Genomic DNA, 16,629 nt, shown 5'->3' with positions numbered 1-16,629 from the left:
CCGTGGCCGCGCAGGGCCTGGGCCGTCGTGCGGCTGATGGCTCGCGTCTTGCGCTGGCCGGGGGCGCGGCCTATTCGTCGTTCAGCCCTCGGTCCGCGCCGGGGTGGGTGCCGCCACGGCGTGCTGGTCGCTCGTAGGCTCGGCAGCGCGTGCCGCGCACGTCGGCGAGTGCCGCGTGGGCGGGCACCCGGTGCGGAGATCCGCGCCGTTGTGCGGCGATGGCCCGCGCCTTGCCCTCCGGCGGGCTGCGCGGGCCGACTCGCCGTTCAGTCCTCGGCCCGCCCCGGCGTGAAATCGCCGTTCAGCCCTTGGCCTGTGCTCGGCGTGGACTGGCCGCCAAGCCTCGGCCCGGCCCCGACATGGCCCTGTCGCCAAGCCCTCGGCCCGCGCCCGACATGGACCCGGCGCCAAGCCCCCGGCGGGGGCCCGTAGGGCGGTCAGGCTCCGGCTCGTGCCGCCATCCGGGCCTTGCGGGCGGCCAGTTTCTCGTCGAACTTCAGGGCCTCCGCGTCGAGGCCGCCCATGTACAGGCCGAGTTCCTCCTGCGCCTGGAGGCCCTCGGGGCCGAGCCCGTCGATTTCCATGATCTTGAGGAAGCGGAGCACGGGCTGGAGCACGTCGTCGTGGTGGATGCGGAGGTTGTAGACCTCGCCGATGGCCATCTGGGCCGCCGCCCGCTCGAAGCCGGGGATGCCGTGGCCGGGCATGCGGAAGTTGACCACCACGTCACGCACCGCCTGCATGGTGAGGTCGGGGGCGAGTTCGAACGCGGCCTTCAGCAGGTTGCGGTAGAAGACCATGTGGAGGTTCTCGTCGGTCGCGATGCGGGCCAGCATGCGGTCGCAGACCGGGTCGCCGGACTGGTGGCCGGTGTTGCGGTGCGAGATGCGGGTGGCGAGCTCCTGGAAGGCGACGTAGGCGACCGAGTGGAGCATCGAGTGCCGGTTGTCGGACTCGAAGCCCTCGCTCATGTGGGACATGCGGAACTGCTCCAGCTTGTCCGGGTCGACCGCGCGCGAGGCGAGCAGGTAGTCCCGCATGACGATGCCGTGCCGGCCCTCCTCGGCGGTCCAGCGGTGCACCCAGGTGCCCCAGGCGCCGTCCCGGCCGAAGAGCGAGGCGATCTCGTGGTGGTAGCTCGGGAGGTTGTCCTCGGTGAGCAGGTTGACGACGAGGGCGATGCGGCCGATCTCGGTGACCTTGGACTGCTCCTTGTCCCAGGCCTCGCCGTCCTCGAAGAGGCCGGGGAAGTTGCGGCCGTCGCTCCACGGGACGTACTCGTGAGGCATCCAGTCCTTCGCGACCTGCAGATGCCGGTTCAGTTCCTTCTCGACCACTTCCTCCAGTGCGTGCAGCAGCCGCGCGTCGGTCCAGACGGACGGGCTGCCGAGGTGAGGGGAGGTAATCGTCACAGGTAACTCCAGGGGACGCCGAACTAGAGGGGGAGGAACCCCGAGTCAGTCGGGGGCGGACCGGCGAGCGGTGCCGGAACCTACGTGATCGTAGGCTACGAACCCGTAGGTTACGAAGCCGTAGGTTAAGGGTGGCGTAAAGATCGCTGATCAGGCCGCGTCACCCGGACGAATCGGGGCATGCCGAAGAGCCCCGGGACTCGCAGGTCCCAGGGCTGAACGAGCGAATGGATCACCCGGTCAGGCGTACAGCTCCCGCAGCCGCACCGAGAGACATGTCACACAGCCTTCGAGCTTCTCGAACTCGCCGATATCCACCGTTACCACCTCGTGGCCGAGATCGGTGAGCAACTCCGCCGTCTTCGGCGCGCTGGCCGCCATCAGCAGCTTGTGACCGCCGAGCAGCACCACATGGGCGCCGGCCTCCTCGGGCACGGAGAGGAAGCCCGGGAACAGCGACGGCCGGTCCACGTTCGGTATGTGCCCGAGCACCGTGCCGTCGGGGAGCGCGGTGACCGCCGACTTCAGGTGCAGCACCTTGGTCACCGGGACGGCGACCACCCGGGCGCCCAGCGGCTCGAAGGCGGCCCGCAACTGCTGCACCCCGGCCGCGTTGGTGCGCCCGCCCCGGCCGACGTAGACGGTGTCGCCGACCTTCAGCACGTCGCCGCCGTCCAGCGTGCCCGGCTCCCAGATCCAGTTCACCGAGCAGCCGAGCCGGGCCACGGCCTCCTCCACCCCGGCCGTCTCCTCGCGCCGGGACTCGGCGCCGGGCCGGGTGATCAACGCCACGTTCTTGTACATGACCACGGTGTCCTCCACGAACACCGAGTCGGGGCAGTCGTCGGCCGGGTCCACCTCGATGGTCTCCCAGCCGTGCGTGCGCAGGGCCTCGACGTAGGCCTCCCACTGCTCGACGGCGAGCCCCACGTCGACCTTCTCCCGCTCGACGTGCGTCACCAGGCCTTCGGCGAGGCGCGGGCTGGGGCGGCGGACGAGGGCCTTCTTGCTGGGCACGAGGGGTCTCCGTATCGGCGGGGCGGTCCGGCGCCCATCCTGTGCGGCGCCGGTCCGCCATCATGCAGCGCCGGTACGCGACGGCAAAACCCTCACCGCCCGGCCGTGCCCCTCCCAAGACGCTCCGCGGCGCGGGCTACGCCGGATCCCCGAGCGCCTCCAGGGTGGTCTCCCGCAGTTCCCCTCCTTCCATCAGCAGCCAGCGCGTGATGCCGAGCGAGGACAGGAACGGCAGGTCGTGACTGGCCACGAGCAGCGCGCCCTCGTACGACTCCAGGGCCGTCGTCAGCCGGCGCACGCTCGCCATGTCGAGGTTGTTCGTCGGCTCGTCGAGCAGGAGCAGCTGCGGTGCGGGCTCGGCCAGCATCAGCGCGGCCAGGGCCGCCCGGAAGCGTTCGCCGCCGGAGAGCGTCGCCGCCTTCTGGTCGGCGCGGGCGCCCCGGAACAGGAAGCGGGCCAGGCGGGCCCGGATCCGGTTGTTGGTGGCGCCCGGAGCGAACCGGGCCACGTTCTCGGCGACCGTCAGCTCGCCGTCCAGGACGTCCAGCCGCTGCGGCAGGAACCGCAGCGGGACGTGCGCCGCCGCCTCGCCCGCCACCGGCGCCAGCTCCCCGGCGACCGTGCGCAGCAGCGTCGACTTGCCCGCGCCGTTGCGCCCGACGAGGGCCACCCGCTCCGGGCCGCGCAGTTCGAGGCCGCCCTCGACGCGCGCCCCGTACACCAGTTCCAGCTCCCGCAGGGTGAGCACGCTCCGGCCGGGCGGCACGGCCGTGTACGGCAGTTCGACGCGGATCTCCTCGTCGTCCCGTACGGCCTCCGCCGCCTCGTCCAGCCGCTCCCTGGCCTCGGCGAGCTTCTCCTCGTGCAGGATGCGGTGCTTGCCCGCGGACTCCTGCGCCGCGCGCTTGCGGGCACCCATGACGATCTTCGGCTCGCGCTTGCTGTCCCACATCTTCTGGCCGTACCGCTTGCGGCGGGCCAGCTTGACCTGGGCGTCGGCCAGTTCGCGCTTCTGCTTGCGGAAGTCGGCCTCGGCGACCCGCACCATGCGTTCGGCCGCCTCCTGCTCGACGGCGAGGGCCTCCTCGTACGCCGAGAAGTTCCCGCCGTACCAGGTGATCTCCCCGGCCCGCAGATCGGCGATCTGGTCGACCAGGTCGAGGAGTTCCCGGTCATGGCTGACCACGACCAGCACGCCCGGCCAGGACGCGACGGCCGCGTACAGCCGCCGACGGGCGTACAGGTCGAGGTTGTTGGTGGGCTCGTCCAGGAGCAGCACGTCGGGGCGGCGCAGCAGCAGCGCGGCCAGGCGCAGCAGCACCGACTCGCCGCCGGAGACCTCGCCGACGGTGCGGTCCAGGCCGAGGTGGCCGAGGCCCAGCTCGCCGAGGGTCGCCAGGGCGCGTTCCTCGACGTCCCAGTCGTCACCGAGGGTCTCGAAGTGCTCCTCGGCCGCGTCGCCCGCCTCGATGGCGTGCAGCGCGCCCCGCCGGGCGGCGATGCCGAGTGCCTCGTCGACGCGGAGCGCGGTGTCCAGGGTGACGTTCTGGGGGAGGTGGCCGACCTCGCCGGCCACCCGGACGGTGCCGTCGGCCGGGGTGAGCTCACCGGCGATGAGCTTCAACAGGGTGGACTTGCCCGATCCGTTGACGCCGACGAGCCCGGTGCGGCCGGGGCCGAAGGCGGTGTCGAGGCCGTCGAAGACGGGGGTGCCGTCGGGCCAGGCGAAGGACAGGGAGGTACAGGTGAGGGAAGGAGACATACGGGCCTCGCGGTCGCTGGGTGCGGTCAGGGTGAACCCGTGTCGAGACACCGCGGGGCGGCAACCGTGTGGCCGGGGGAGGGGCAGGGCCCTGTGCCGGAGGACGGCTCGTACGCCGAGGTCGCACGCGCGCGGACCCACCTGACGGCGGGGCGCGGTGTCTCAGGACCTCAGACGAGCAACGTCCTACTCCGATCGACGGCAACAGAATCGCTGTACACCGTACGAAGGCCGGTGGGGGCCGTCAACGGATTATTCGGGGAGCGGCGCGGCGCGACGGGATCGTCGTCCCCGGGGCCGTCGACCCGGGGACGGTGAAGGCGCCCGTCGACGCGGAGCGTCGGCGACTGACGACAACGCCGCAGGTGGGCGTGCCAAGCCCCGCGTCTGCGGCATGATCCGCCGGACAGGCGCTAGCAGGCGTCCCGCATCAACTCGGCCAGGTCGTGGTCGAGGTCGAGCTGGAGGTGTTCCAGGCCGGTGGGCACGAGGTCGTTCGTGGCCTGCAGGAAGCGGCGGATCTCGCCGGAGCGGACGTGCACGACGGCGGTGCCCTCGGGGGCGTGGAACTCCAGCACGGTGCGGTCGTACCCGTACGGGCGCACCCGTACGTCGCCGTGGCCCTCCGGGGCGTGCTGGCCGGCCGTCAGCAGCTCGCGGGAGAAGGTCCAGCACACCTCCACGCCCTCCAGGGTGGCGGGGGCGGGGAAGGTCATGCGGACGGCGAACGGGTCGCGCCGGTCGTAGCGCAGCGTGGCGGGAATGCTCGGCATGCGCGGTGCGGCGGCGACGAGGCGTGCCTCTACGGGCTGCTCGATGACGGTGGACAACGCCTTGCTCCCTCGTTGGCGGCTGGACGGGCTTCCGGACTGTAAGACCGGGCACTGGAAGAGACGACAAAATGAGCCACTCCGTGCACACACATATCGAGTGACCTCTGTCACCGCGTTCATTCACGCGCGGGGCCGCCCGAAAGGCCGTCTGGACGCGGCCGGGTGAGTGGGCTAGCTTCGCCCGCCATGAGGCGCTCGGGGAACGCGGGACGGACGGGACGCGGGAATCGCCGGCTGGCGGTCGGGGTGTGCGGGGTGGCGCTGGCCGCGCTCACCGCCGTACCGGCCCGGGCGCACACGCCGGAGCACCGGGCGCCGCACTGGGCGCTCAAGGACAGCGGGGCGCCGCAGGCCCGCTTCCGGGGCCTGGCGGCCGTGAACCGCGACACCGCCTGGCTGGCCGGGACCGGCGGCACGGTCCTGCGCACCACCGACGGCGGGGCGAGTTGGCACGACGTCTCCCCGCCCGGCGCAGCCGACCTGCAGTTGCGGGACGTGGAGGCGTTCGACGCGCGGCGCGCGGTGGTGCTGGCCATCGGCGAGGGCGAGGCGTCCCGCGTCTACCGCACCGACGACGGCGGAGCGACCTGGACCGAGTCCTTCCGCAACACGGACCCCAAGGCGTTCTACGACTGCCTGGCCTTCTTCGACCGCCGCCACGGCCTGGCGATGAGCGATCCTGTCGACGGGAAGTTCCGCATACTGTCCACCGCCGACGGTGGACGCACCTGGCGGGTGCTGCCCGCCGACGGTATGCCGGCCGCGCTGGACGGCGAGGCGGGCTTCGCGGCGAGCGGCCAGTGCCTGGTCACCTCCGGGCCCAAGGACGTGTGGCTGGCCACCGGCGGCGGCGCGCACGCGCGCGTGCTGCACTCCGCCGACCGCGGTCTGACCTGGACGGCCACCGACACGCCGGTCCCGGCCGGCGATCCGGCACGCGGTGTGTTCGCGCTCGCCTTCCGCGACCGCGCCCACGGCCTCGCGGTCGGCGGCGACTACCGCGCCGACCAGCCCTCCCCGCAGGCGGCGGCGACCACCCGGGACGGCGGCCGCACCTGGCAGCCGGCGGCCACGCCCCCGCCCGCCTACCGCTCAGGCGCCGCCTGGCTCCCGCACAGCCGCACCACCGCCCTCGCCGTCGGCCCCACCGGCACCGACGTCACCACCGACGGCGGCCGCACCTGGAAGACGCTCGACACCGGTTCGTACGACACCGTCGACTGCACGCCCGACCTGAGTTGCTGGGCGGCGGGGGAACAGGGGCGGGTGGCCCGGCTGGAGCACTGAACCCGCGCGCGGGATGCGGTGTCGCAGGCGAAACGGGTACTCGGTCACCGTCACATGAAAGGAGTGACCGACATGCCACGCGGTTCCAGCCCCAAACGGGAACGTCAGTACGAGCACATCAAGGAGAGCGCCAAGGACCGTGGCGAGAGCACCGACCGGGCCGAGGAGATCGCGGCCCGCACGGTGAACAAGGAACGTGCCCGGTCCGGCGAGTCCAAGACCGCGAGCCGCACCTCGACCCAGGACATGTCCTCCGGCAAGCGCGGCGGCCAGCGGTCCGGCAAGGGCTCCCAGGGCCCGACCTACGACCAGCTCTACGAAGAGGCCAAGCGCCGCGGCGTCCACGGCCGTTCGGACATGAACAAGAGCGAGCTGCAGCGCGCGCTGGGCAAGGGCTGACCCTACGGCCCGCACGCCGGCCCGCGGGCCGTACGCTCGTCACCACCATGACGACCGTACGGATTCCCGCGGGCTGGCCCGCGACGGAGGAACAGGCCCGCGCGGTGCAGGACGAACTGCGCGAGCGGGTGGTGCTGGACGAGCCCGGGCCGCCCCCCGGCACCGGGCAGGTGACGGGCGTCGACGTGGCCTACGACGACGAACGGGACGTCGTCGCGGCGGCGGCCGTCGTCCTGGACGCGGCCACCCTGGAGGTGACCGCCGAGGCGACGGCCGTCGGCCGGGTCTCCTTCCCGTACGTCCCCGGGCTGCTCGCCTTCCGCGAGCTGCCCACCGTGCTGGCGGCCCTCGACGCCCTGCCCTGCCCGCCCGGCCTGGTCGTCTGCGACGGCTACGGACGCGCCCACCCGCGCCGATTCGGCCTCGCCAGTCACCTCGGCGTCCTCACCGGTCTGCCCACCGTCGGCGTCGCGAAGAACCCCTTCACCTTCGCCTACGACGACCCCGCCCCGCGGCGCGGCAGCGGCTCCCCGCTCCTGGCCGGCAGCGAGGAGGTCGGCCGCGCCCTGCGCACCCGGGACGCCGTCAAGCCGGTGTTCGTCTCCGTCGGCCACCGGGTGAGCCTCGACAACGCCTGCGCGCACACGCTGGCGCTGACGCCGGCCTACCGGCTTCCGGAGACCACGCGACGGGCGGACGCGCTGTGCCGCCGTGCGCTTCGGGAGGCAGGCGGCGTTTGAGTGCGGCACCAGCGTGCGGTACTTGAGTACGACACTCGAATCCGCGTCTGAGTACGGCGTCTGAGTACGCGTACGGATGTGGCCGCCGGGGCCCGGAGGCAGGCTGTGCCGCATGACGACACACCGCTCCGCGAAGCCCCTGGCCGACCCCGGCCGGCCCGTCGAACGCGCCGTGACGGCCGCTCTCGTCCTCGCCGTGCTGGCGGGGATCGGCTGGATCGGCGGCATGCTGTACACCGTGCTCGAATGGTCGGCGTGACCATGCCCCGTCAAGGGCTCAGAAAGACGCCGCCACCCGGAAGGTGATGCCCGCCCGCCGGAGCCGTTCCTCCAGCGCCTCGCCCATCGCCGTCGCCGTCGTGACCTGGCCGGCCGTGGGCGGCAGGTCGTCGAAGGCCAGGGACAGGGCCGCCTCGGCGAACATCTTTGCGGTCTCGTCGTAGCCGGGGTCGCCGCCCGAGACCTCCGTGAAGACGCGCCGGCCGCCGCCCTCGCCGACGAAGCGGACCGAGAACCAGCTCTTCGCCCGCTTCTCGGCGCTCGGCCCGTCGCCGGGCTGGAGCCGGCCGGACAGCCAGCGCCGGGCGGGCGCGAGTTGCGCCGCGGCGGCCACCGCGCCGACGGCCGCCACCCCGCCGAGGGCGACGGGCAGGTGCCGTACCGCCGCGTAGTGCCGGTAGCGGAAGTCGGGGCCGTACCGGTCGAGCGCCTTCGCCGACCGGCGGACGATCTGCGGGTCGATGGTCGGCAGCGGCAGTGCCCAGGCGCCGACCTCCTTGGCGAACCGCGGCACGCCCGTGGGCGCCGTGGCCCGGCGCTCGATCAGCCGCGGTTCGTGCCGGCCGCGCTCCCGCGCGGCGGTCAGCATCTGCCGCCCGCGCGCGAACTGGTTCAGCGCCGAGGCGAGGGTCCCGCCGGAGAAGGCCGCGTCGGCCCTCACGAAGCCGTCCACGGTCAACGGCACGCCCTGAGGCAGCTGACGGACGGTGAAGTACGCGCCCAGGTCGTGCGGCACGGAGTCGAAACCGCAGGCGTGCACCAGCCGCGCGCCCGTCTCCCGCGCGCGGGCGTCGTGCCGGACGTACATCAGGTCCACGAACTCCGGCTCCCCCGTGAGGTCGAGATAGTCCGTCCCCGTGTCCGCGCAGGCGGCGACCAGCGGCTCGCCGTAGCGGATGTACGGGCCCACCGTCGAGGCCACCACGCGCGCGTGCTCGGCCAGCCGGCGAGCCGCGGCGGGGTCGGTCGCGTCGGCCCGCAGCACCCCCACCTCGGCGCCGCCCGGCAGCCGCTCGCGCAGTTCGGCCAGCCTGCGCTCGCTGCGGCCGGCGATCGCCCAGCGCAGGCCCTCGGGCGCGTGCGCGGCGAGGTATCGCGCGGTGAGCGTGCCCACGAAGCCGGTGGCCCCGAAGAGCACGATGTCGTAGGGACGGTCCGTCCTGTTTAGCCTGCTCATGACACCCCTCGGTCGTGCAGTCCGCGCCGTTGTCGGTGGCTGAGGCTAGCGTGAGGAGTGCGGAGCCCGACGACCAGCCCGGAGGCAGCCGATGGCCGTGCCCGAAAGCGCCCTGCGCAACTGGGAGAAAGTGCGCGAGTTCGCCCTCGCGCTGCCCGGCGCGGCCGAGGAGTTCCCCTGGGGCGAGGCCCTCGCCAAGGTCGGCACGAAGGTCTTCGTCTTCCTCGGCGTCGCCGACCGCAGTCACCCGCTCGGCGTCACGGTCAAGCTCAAGGACGAGCCGGCCCACGCCCACGCGCTGACCGTGCCGGGCGCCCAGCCCGCCGGGTACAACCTCGGCCGGTCCGGCTGGGTGCGGATCCCGCCGGCCGAGCCGGGCGCCCCGGCCGCCGGGCTGCTGTGCGACTGGGTCGAGGAGAGCTACCGGGCGATAGCCCCCAAACGCCTCATAGCCGAACTCGACGCGCGCTGACCCCTGCGCCGGGCCGGCCGCGCGCCGCCCGCCGGGTACCTTGGCTAAGCGCTTGCTCGCCCAGGTCTTGTGCCCGGTGCGACCTGTTTCTAGCATCAGCGGTGTTACAGCAGTTGTGTCACATTGACTGGGGGCGGCATGGCCACGGCAGGGACGCCAGGACAGGGTCCGCTCACCGGCGTGCGCGTGGTGGAGCTGGCCGGGATCGGGCCCGGCCCGTTCGCCGCCATGCTCCTCGCCGACCTGGGCGCGGACGTGGTCCGGGTGGACCGCCCGGACGGCACCTCGCTCGCCGTCGACCCCGCGTACGACATCACCAACCGCAACAAGCGCTCGGTGCTGGTCGACCTGAAGTCGGACGGCGGCCCCGCCCACGTCCTGGACCTCGCCGAGCGGGCCGACGTCCTCATCGAGGGCTACCGCCCAGGCGTCGCCGAGCGCCTCGGCGTCGGCCCCGACGCCTGCCACGCCCGCAACCCGGCGCTGGTCTACGGCCGGATGACCGGCTGGGGGCAGCAGGGCCCCCTCGCCGACCGGGCCGGCCACGACATCGCCTACATCGCCCCGACCGGCGTCCTCGGCATGATCGGCGATCCCGACGGACCCCCGGCCGTCCCCGCCAACCTGCTCGGCGACTACGCGGGCGGCTCGCTCTACCTGGTCGTCGGTGTCCTCGCCGCCCTGCACCACGCGCGCGCCACCGGCACCGGCCAGGTCGTCGACGCCGCCATCGTGGACGGCACCGCCCACCTCGCCACCATGATCCACGGCATGCTGGCCGCCGGCGGCTGGCAGGACCGGCGCCGCGCCAACCTGCTGGACGGCGGCTGCCCCTACTACGGCACCTACGAGACCGCCGACGGCGGGTACATGGCGGTCGGCGCCCTGGAGCAGCGGTTCTACGAGGAGTTCCTCGCACTGCTGGACCTCCAGGACCTGGCCCCGGCCCGCAAGGACTGGACCCGCTGGGGCGAACTGCGCGAACGCGTCGCCGCCCGCTTCAAGTCCCGTACCCGCGACGAGTGGACGGCCCGTTTCGAGGGCACCGACGCGTGCGTGGCGCCCGTACTGTCGCTGCGCGAGGCCCCGCACCACCCGCACCTCGCCGCCCGCGGGACGTTCACCGACCACGGCGGCATCACCCAGCCCGCGCCCGCGCCCCGGTTCTCCGCCACCCCCACGTCCGTCCGCACCGGCCCCGCCCGGCCGGGCGACGGCGCGGCGGCGGTGGCGCGGGACTGGGACATACCCGCGCTCGCGCCCCACGACGACCTCGCCCGGGACGGCGACTGACCCCGCCCGGCCCACCACCCGCGAAAGGCATACCAGTGAGCACCGAAGCGTACGTGTACGACGCGATCCGCACCCCGCGCGGGCGCGGCAAGGCCGGCGGCGCCCTGCACGGCACCAAGCCCATCGACCTGGTCGTCGGCCTCATCCACGAGCTCCGCGACCGCTTCCCCGGCCTGGACCCGGCCGCGATCGACGACATCGTCCTCGGCGTCGTCGGCCCCGTCGGCGACCAGGGCTCCGACATCGCGCGGATCGCGGCGATCGCCGCCGGACTGCCGGACACGGTGGCGGGCGTCCAGGAGAACCGCTTCTGCGCCTCGGGCCTGGAAGCCGTGAACATGGCCGCCGCCAAGGTCCGTTCGGGCTTCGAGGACCTCGTCCTCGCGGGTGGCGTGGAGTCGATGTCCCGGGTGCCGATGGCCTCGGACGGCGGCGCCTGGTTCAACGACCCGATGACCAACCTCGCCGTCAACTTCGTGCCGCAGGGCATCGGCGCCGACCTGATCGCCACCATCGAGGGCTTCACCCGGCGCGACGTCGACGAGTACGCGGCACTGTCCCAGGAGCGGGCGGCCACGGCCTGGAAGGAGGGGCGCTTCGACCGCTCCGTCGTCCCCGTCCGGGACCGCAGCGGCCTGGTCGTCCTCGACCACGACGAACACCCGCGCCCCGGCACCACCGCCGACTCCCTGGCCAAACTGAAGCCCTCCTTCGCCGACATCGGCGAGCTGGGCGGCTTCGACGCGGTCGCCCTGCAGAAGTACCACTGGGTGGAGAAGATCGACCACGTCCACCACGCGGGCAACTCCTCCGGCATCGTGGACGGCGCCTCGCTGGTCGCGATCGGCTCCCGGGAGGTCGGCGAGCGCCACGGCCTCACCCCGCGCGCGCGGATCGTCTCCGCCGCCGTCTCCGGCTCCGAGCCCACCATCATGCTCACCGGACCCGCCCCCGCCACCCGCAAGGCGCTCGCCAAGGCCGGGCTGACCATCGACGACATCGACCTCGTCGAGATCAACGAGGCCTTCGCGGCGGTCGTGCTGCGCTTCGTGAAGGACATGGGCCTGTCCCTGGACAAGGTCAACGTCAACGGCGGCGCCATCGCCCTCGGCCACCCGCTCGGCGCCACCGGCGCGATGATCCTCGGCACCCTCGTCGACGAACTCGAGCGCCAGGACAAGCGCTACGGCCTCGCCACGCTGTGCGTGGGCGGCGGCATGGGCATCGCGACGATCGTCGAACGCATCTGACCCCGGCGGAACCCGGATCCACCCGGTTGCGTGGATCCAAAGACCTCTACGGAGACCCTGTCATGACCGAGAGCACCACCATCCGCTGGGAACAGGACGACACCGGCGTCGTCACCCTCGTCCTGGACGACCCGAGCCAGTCCGCGAACACCATGAACCAGGCGTTCCGCGACTCCCTCGCCGTGATCGCCGACCGCCTGGAGGCCGAGCAGGACTCGATCCGCGGCATCGTCTTCACCTCGGCCAAGAAGACCTTCTTCGCCGGCGGAGACCTGCGCGACCTCATCCGGGTCACCCCCGAGACCGCCCAGGAGCTGTTCGAGGGCGGCCTCGCCATCAAGCGGGACCTGCGCCGCATCGAGACCCTGGGCAAGCCGGTCGTCGCGGCGATCAACGGCGCCGCCCTCGGCGGCGGGTACGAGATCGCCCTGGCCTGCCACCACCGCGTCGCCCTGGACGCGCCCGGCTCGAAGATCGGCTGCCCCGAGGTCACCCTGGGCCTGCTCCCCGGAGGCGGCGGCGTGGTCCGCGCGGTCCGCCTGCTGGGCATCGCCGACGCGCTGCTCAAGGTCCTCCTCCAGGGCACCCAGTACAGCCCCCGGCGCGCCCTGGACAACGGTCTGGTCCACGAGGTGGCCGAGACCCGCGAGGACCTGCTCGCCAAGGCCCGCGCCTTCATCGACGCCAACCCCGAGTCCCGGCAGCCCTGGGACAGGCCCGGCTACCGGATCCCCGGCGGCACCCCCGCCAACCCGAAGTTCGCGGCGAACCTCCCCGCCTTCCCCGCCACCCTGCGCAAGCAGACGAACGGCGCCCCCTACCCGGCGCCGCGGGCGATCCTCGCCGCCGCCGTCGAGGGCTCCCAGGTCGACTTCGAGACCGCGCAGGTCATCGAGGCCCGCTACTTCGTGGAACTGGCCGCCGGCCAGATCTCGAAGAACATGATCCAGGCGTTCTTCTTCGACCTCCAGGCCGTCAACTCCGGCGCCAACCGCCCGAAGGGCGTCGAGCCCCGCACGGTCCGCAAGGTCGCCGTCCTCGGCGCCGGGATGATGGGCGCGGGCATCGCCTACTCCTGCGCCCGCGCGGGGATCGACGTCGTCCTGAAGGACGTGTCCCTCGAAGCGGCCGTCAAGGGCAGGGCCTACTCCGAGCAGCTGTGCGCCAAGGCCGTCGCCAAGGGCCGTACGAGCCAGGAGAAGGCGGACGCGCTGCTGGCCCGCATCACGCCCACCGGTGACGCGCAGGACCTCGCGGGCTGCGACGCGGTGATCGAGGCCGTCTTCGAGGACGCCGCGCTCAAGCACAAGGTGTTCCAGGAGATCGAGCACGTCGTCGCCCCGGACGCGCTGCTGTGCTCCAACACCTCCACCCTGCCCATCACCGCGCTCGCCGAGGGCGTCGAACGCCAGGGCGACTTCATCGGCCTGCACTTCTTCTCGCCCGTCGACAAGATGCCGCTGGTGGAGATCATCAAGGGCGAGCGGACCGGCGACGAGGCACTGGCGCGCGCCTTCGACCTGGTCCGGCAGATCAACAAGACGCCGATCGTCGTCAACGACTCCCGCGGGTTCTTCACCTCGCGTGTGATCGGCCACTTCATCAACGAGGGCGTGGCGATGGTCGGCGAGGGCATCGAGCCCGCCTCCGTCGAGCAGGCCGCCGCGCAGGCCGGCTACCCGGCCAAGGTGCTGTCCCTGATGGACGAGCTGACCCTCACCCTGCCGCGCAAGATCCGGGGCGAGTCGAAGCGTGCCGTCGAAGAGGCGGGCGGCACCTGGACGCCGCACCCCGCCGAGACGGTCATCGACCGCATGGTCGACGAGTTCGGCCGCACCGGCCGCAGCGGTGGCGCGGGCTTCTACGAGTACGGCGAGGACGGCAGGCGCACCGGGCTGTGGCCGGGGCTGCGGGAGCACTTCACGCGGGACGGCGCCGAGATCCCGTTCCGCGACATGCAGGAGCGCATGCTGTTCGCCGAGGCGCTGGACACCGTCCGCCTGCTGGAGGAGGGGGTGCTGACCTCCGTGGCCGACGCCAACATCGGCTCGATCCTCGGCATCGGCTTCCCCGGCTGGACGGGCGGCGTGCTGCAGTACGTCAACGGCTACGAGGGAGGGCTGCCGGGCTTCGTGGCACGCGCGCGTGAGCTCGCCGAGCGCTACGGCGAGCGGTTCACCCCGCCCGCGCTGCTGGTGCGCAAGGCGGAGAACGGGGAGCGGTTCACCGACTCAGCCCGTCCGTGACGGGGTGACCCACTCGCCCAGCTCTTCCCGCAGCGACCGCTGGAACGTGGTCAGCAGCGCCTGCACCACCAGCGGGTGCATGTGCGCCGACAGGGACTTCACGTCCCGGGCGGCACGCTCGGCCACCTCGCCGCGGAAGAGCTGGGAGAGTTCGTGGGCCGCGGCGCGCGAGTGCTCCACGAGCACCTTGCGCGCCGCGAGGATCGCCTCCTGGGACAGCGGTACGTCCAGCAACTGGACGCCGAGCCGGAGCAGTCCGGCGTCGACCCGGAACATGCCCCCGTCCTCGGCGGTGACGACGTTCATCGCCGCCAGCCGCTCCACGTCCTCCTGGCCGAGCGGCCGTCCCGCCCGCCGCTCCAGCTCGCGCCGCGACACCGTCTCCACCGTGTCCGGCGCCCAGGAGGCCACCACCGCACGGTGGATGGCAAGGTCGTGCGGGGTGAGGTCCGGCGGGAGCTGCCGCAGGTAGCGCTCGATCGCGGCCAGCGTCATGCCCTGGCGCTGCAGCTCCTCGATCAGGGCCAGCAGGGCCAGGTGCCCCGGGCCGTAGTGCCCCACCCGGCGCGGACCGATCACCGGCGGCGGCAGCAGGCCCCTGCTGCCGTAGAAGCGGACGGTGCGGACCGTGACGCCCGCCCGCGCGGCAAGCTCGTCGATGGTGAGGTTCGGCTCCTCGGCGTCGGTCGTCATGTGCAGCAGTATCGCTGTCCCACCAGTGCTGTGAAACATGTGGTGACCCTGTGAGAAGTGCCGCTCTGTGAGGTGGAACACCGCATATCGGGTGACCCTGCTGGGAAGCTGCTGCCTTGGTCTGTGCCGCGACACAAGGGTGGTGCGGGCCGAGACACATTCGGACACCCGGGTCACGAATCCCGGGCGACCAGAGAGTGGAACCACCCGTGAGCAAGGACGCCGTGCATCCGGCACAGGTCGCCACCCATCCCCGGGCGACCACAACGCCCGCGGACGCGGGCGACGCCGGCTACAGCAAGGACCTCAAGGCCCGCCACGTCAACATGATCGCCATCGGCGGCGCCATCGGAACCGGACTCTTCCTGGGCGCCGGCGGCCGCCTGCACAACGCCGGACCGGCGCTCGCCCTGGCCTACCTGGTCTGCGGCGTCTTCGCCTTCTTCGTCGTACGGGCGCTGGGCGAGCTGGTGCTCTACCGGCCCTCGTCCGGCTCGTTCGTGTCGTACGCGCGCGAGTTCCTCGGCGAGAAGGGCGCCTACGTCGCCGGCTGGATGTACTTCCTGAACTGGTCGACCACCGGGATCGCCGACATCACCGCGATCGCGCTGTACACGCACTACTGGAGCATGTTCACGTCCATCCCGCAGTGGGTGCTCGCCCTGATCGCCCTCGCGGTGGTACTGGCCGTGAACCTGATCTCGGTGAAGATCTTCGGCGAGATGGAGTTCTGGTTCGCGATCATCAAGGTCGCCACCCTCGTCGCCTTCATGCTGGTCGGCATCTTCCTGCTGGCCACCCAGCACGACGTCGACGGCCAGACCCCGGGCGTGAGCGTGATCACGGACAACGGCGGCATCCTCCCGCACGGCCTGATGCCGGTCGTCCTCGTCATGCAGGGCGTGATCTTCGCGTACGCCGCCCTGGAGCTGGTCGGCGTCGCCGCGGGCGAGACCGCAGAGCCGGAGAAGGTCGTCCCGCGCGCGGTGAACTCGATCATGTGGCGGGTGGGCCTGTTCTACGTCGGCTCGGTCGTCCTGCTCGCCCTGCTGCTGCCGGGTTCGGTCTACTCCGCCGACGAGAGCCCCTTCGTGACGGTGCTGTCGAAGATCGGCATCTCGGGCGCGGGCGACGTGATGAACCTCGTCGTGCTCACCGCCGCCATGTCGTCGCTGAACTCCGGCCTGTACTCCACCGGCCGCATCCTGCGCTCCATGGCGATGGCCGGCTCGGCTCCGAAGTTCACCGCCCGCATGAACCGCAGCCAGGTCCCCTACGGCGGCATCCTGCTGACCTGCGCGGTGTGCGTGGCCGGTGTCGTGCTGAACTACCTCATGCCGAGCCAGGCCTTCGAGATCGTGCTGAACGTCGCCTCCCTCGGCATCATCAGCACCTGGGTGATCATCATGGTCTGCCACCTGGTCTTCGTCCGGCGCGCCCGGGCGGGCGAGCTCACCCGGCCGCACTTCCGGCTGCCGTTCAGCCCCGTCACCGAGATCACCACGATCGCCTTCCTGCTGGCCTGCCTCGGCATGATGTGGAACGACCCCGAGGTCGGCCGCAAGACCCTGTTCCTCATCCCGGTGATCGCCGTGCTGCTGGTCGGCGGCTGGTTCGGCGTCCGCCGCCGGGTCGAGCGGACCGCCGAGCGGGAGCTGGGCGAACTCACGAAGTAGCAGGTCACCGCCACTGTCAGTGGCGGCGTCTACGGTGGCGTCAGGTCGGGGATCTTGTATGTCCGGGGTGACGCCACCGTGACGGTGTACGAC

General features: G+C 72.4%; 15 protein-coding genes. 9 read left to right on the top strand and 6 right to left on the bottom strand.

Features of this window, described 5'->3' with window-relative positions:
- Window positions 1-437: 437 nt before the first annotated feature.
- The 4 genes from ACZ7L0_RS01425 to ssgD form a co-directional block, all read right to left on the bottom strand.
- Window positions 438-1,412 (bottom strand): acyl-ACP desaturase, encoded by a 975-nt coding sequence (locus tag ACZ7L0_RS01425; RefSeq protein WP_471240327.1) that lies wholly within the window; start codon window positions 1,410-1,412, stop codon window positions 438-440.
- 240 nt (window positions 1,413-1,652) lie between these two features.
- The gene (gene ddaH / locus ACZ7L0_RS01420; RefSeq protein ID WP_471240326.1) at window positions 1,653-2,429 is read right to left on the bottom strand and encodes a dimethylargininase; all 777 of its coding nucleotides are present in this window, start codon (window positions 2,427-2,429) and stop codon (window positions 1,653-1,655) included.
- A gap of 136 nt (window positions 2,430-2,565) precedes the next feature.
- Window positions 2,566-4,191 carry an ABC-F family ATP-binding cassette domain-containing protein gene (locus ACZ7L0_RS01415; RefSeq protein WP_471240325.1) on the bottom strand — a complete coding sequence of 542 codons (1,626 nt, stop codon included), beginning with the start codon at window positions 4,189-4,191 and terminating at the stop codon, window positions 2,566-2,568.
- A 413-nt stretch (window positions 4,192-4,604) separates the two neighbouring features.
- Window positions 4,605-5,021, bottom strand: coding sequence for a spore wall synthesis regulator SsgD (gene ssgD / locus ACZ7L0_RS01410; protein ID WP_471240324.1), 417 nt, complete (start codon window positions 5,019-5,021; stop codon window positions 4,605-4,607).
- Window positions 5,022-5,210: 189 nt separating this feature from the next.
- On the opposite strand from ssgD, the gene ACZ7L0_RS01405 reads away from it, so the two are divergent.
- The 4 genes from ACZ7L0_RS01405 (at window position 5,211) to mmpA (ending at window position 7,709) form a co-directional block, all read left to right on the top strand.
- The gene (locus tag ACZ7L0_RS01405) at window positions 5,211-6,311 is read left to right on the top strand and encodes a WD40/YVTN/BNR-like repeat-containing protein (protein WP_471240323.1); all 1,101 of its coding nucleotides are present in this window, start codon (window positions 5,211-5,213) and stop codon (window positions 6,309-6,311) included.
- 72 nt (window positions 6,312-6,383) lie between these two features.
- Window positions 6,384-6,710, top strand: coding sequence for a plasmid stabilization protein (locus tag ACZ7L0_RS01400; protein WP_471240322.1), 327 nt, complete (start codon window positions 6,384-6,386; stop codon window positions 6,708-6,710).
- 47 nt (window positions 6,711-6,757) lie between these two features.
- Window positions 6,758-7,450 carry an endonuclease V gene (locus tag ACZ7L0_RS01395; protein WP_471240321.1) on the top strand — a complete coding sequence of 231 codons (693 nt, stop codon included), beginning with the start codon at window positions 6,758-6,760 and terminating at the stop codon, window positions 7,448-7,450.
- A gap of 112 nt (window positions 7,451-7,562) precedes the next feature.
- Window positions 7,563-7,709, top strand: a complete 147-nt coding sequence (gene mmpA / locus ACZ7L0_RS01390; protein WP_471240320.1) for a morphogenic membrane protein MmpA — start codon at window positions 7,563-7,565, stop codon at window positions 7,707-7,709.
- 18 nt (window positions 7,710-7,727) lie between these two features.
- Here the strand turns inward: mmpA and ACZ7L0_RS01385 are convergent, their stop codons facing one another.
- The gene (locus tag ACZ7L0_RS01385) at window positions 7,728-8,906 is read right to left on the bottom strand and encodes a saccharopine dehydrogenase family protein (RefSeq protein WP_471240319.1); all 1,179 of its coding nucleotides are present in this window, start codon (window positions 8,904-8,906) and stop codon (window positions 7,728-7,730) included.
- Window positions 8,907-8,997: 91 nt separating this feature from the next.
- Between ACZ7L0_RS01385 and ACZ7L0_RS01380 the strand changes: the two genes are divergently transcribed.
- The 4 genes from ACZ7L0_RS01380 (at window position 8,998) to ACZ7L0_RS01365 (ending at window position 14,167) form a co-directional block, all read left to right on the top strand.
- Window positions 8,998-9,378 (top strand): MmcQ/YjbR family DNA-binding protein, encoded by a 381-nt coding sequence (locus ACZ7L0_RS01380; RefSeq protein ID WP_471240318.1) that lies wholly within the window; start codon window positions 8,998-9,000, stop codon window positions 9,376-9,378.
- Between the two features lie 138 nt (window positions 9,379-9,516).
- On the top strand, window positions 9,517-10,671 hold the full coding sequence (locus tag ACZ7L0_RS01375; RefSeq protein ID WP_471240317.1) for a CaiB/BaiF CoA transferase family protein: 1,155 nt from the start codon (window positions 9,517-9,519) through the stop codon (window positions 10,669-10,671).
- Between the two features lie 35 nt (window positions 10,672-10,706).
- Window positions 10,707-11,921 (top strand): acetyl-CoA C-acetyltransferase, encoded by a 1,215-nt coding sequence (locus ACZ7L0_RS01370; RefSeq protein WP_471240316.1) that lies wholly within the window; start codon window positions 10,707-10,709, stop codon window positions 11,919-11,921.
- Between the two features lie 62 nt (window positions 11,922-11,983).
- The gene (locus ACZ7L0_RS01365) at window positions 11,984-14,167 is read left to right on the top strand and encodes a 3-hydroxyacyl-CoA dehydrogenase NAD-binding domain-containing protein (protein ID WP_471240315.1); all 2,184 of its coding nucleotides are present in this window, start codon (window positions 11,984-11,986) and stop codon (window positions 14,165-14,167) included.
- On the opposite strand, the gene ACZ7L0_RS01360 is transcribed toward ACZ7L0_RS01365, so the two are convergent.
- Window positions 14,153-14,860: a MerR family transcriptional regulator gene (locus ACZ7L0_RS01360; protein ID WP_471240314.1), complete on the bottom strand. Its 708-nt coding sequence runs from the start codon at window positions 14,858-14,860 to the stop codon at window positions 14,153-14,155. The genes ACZ7L0_RS01365 and ACZ7L0_RS01360 overlap by 15 nt on opposite strands.
- A gap of 209 nt (window positions 14,861-15,069) precedes the next feature.
- On the opposite strand from ACZ7L0_RS01360, the gene ACZ7L0_RS01355 reads away from it, so the two are divergent.
- Window positions 15,070-16,536 carry an amino acid permease gene (locus ACZ7L0_RS01355; RefSeq protein ID WP_471240313.1) on the top strand — a complete coding sequence of 489 codons (1,467 nt, stop codon included), beginning with the start codon at window positions 15,070-15,072 and terminating at the stop codon, window positions 16,534-16,536.
- The last annotated feature ends 93 nt before the right edge of the window (window positions 16,537-16,629 follow it).

The organism is Streptomyces sp. NPDC039424, from assembly GCF_055639495.1.
This window is presented reverse-complemented; position numbering and strand designations above follow the sequence as displayed.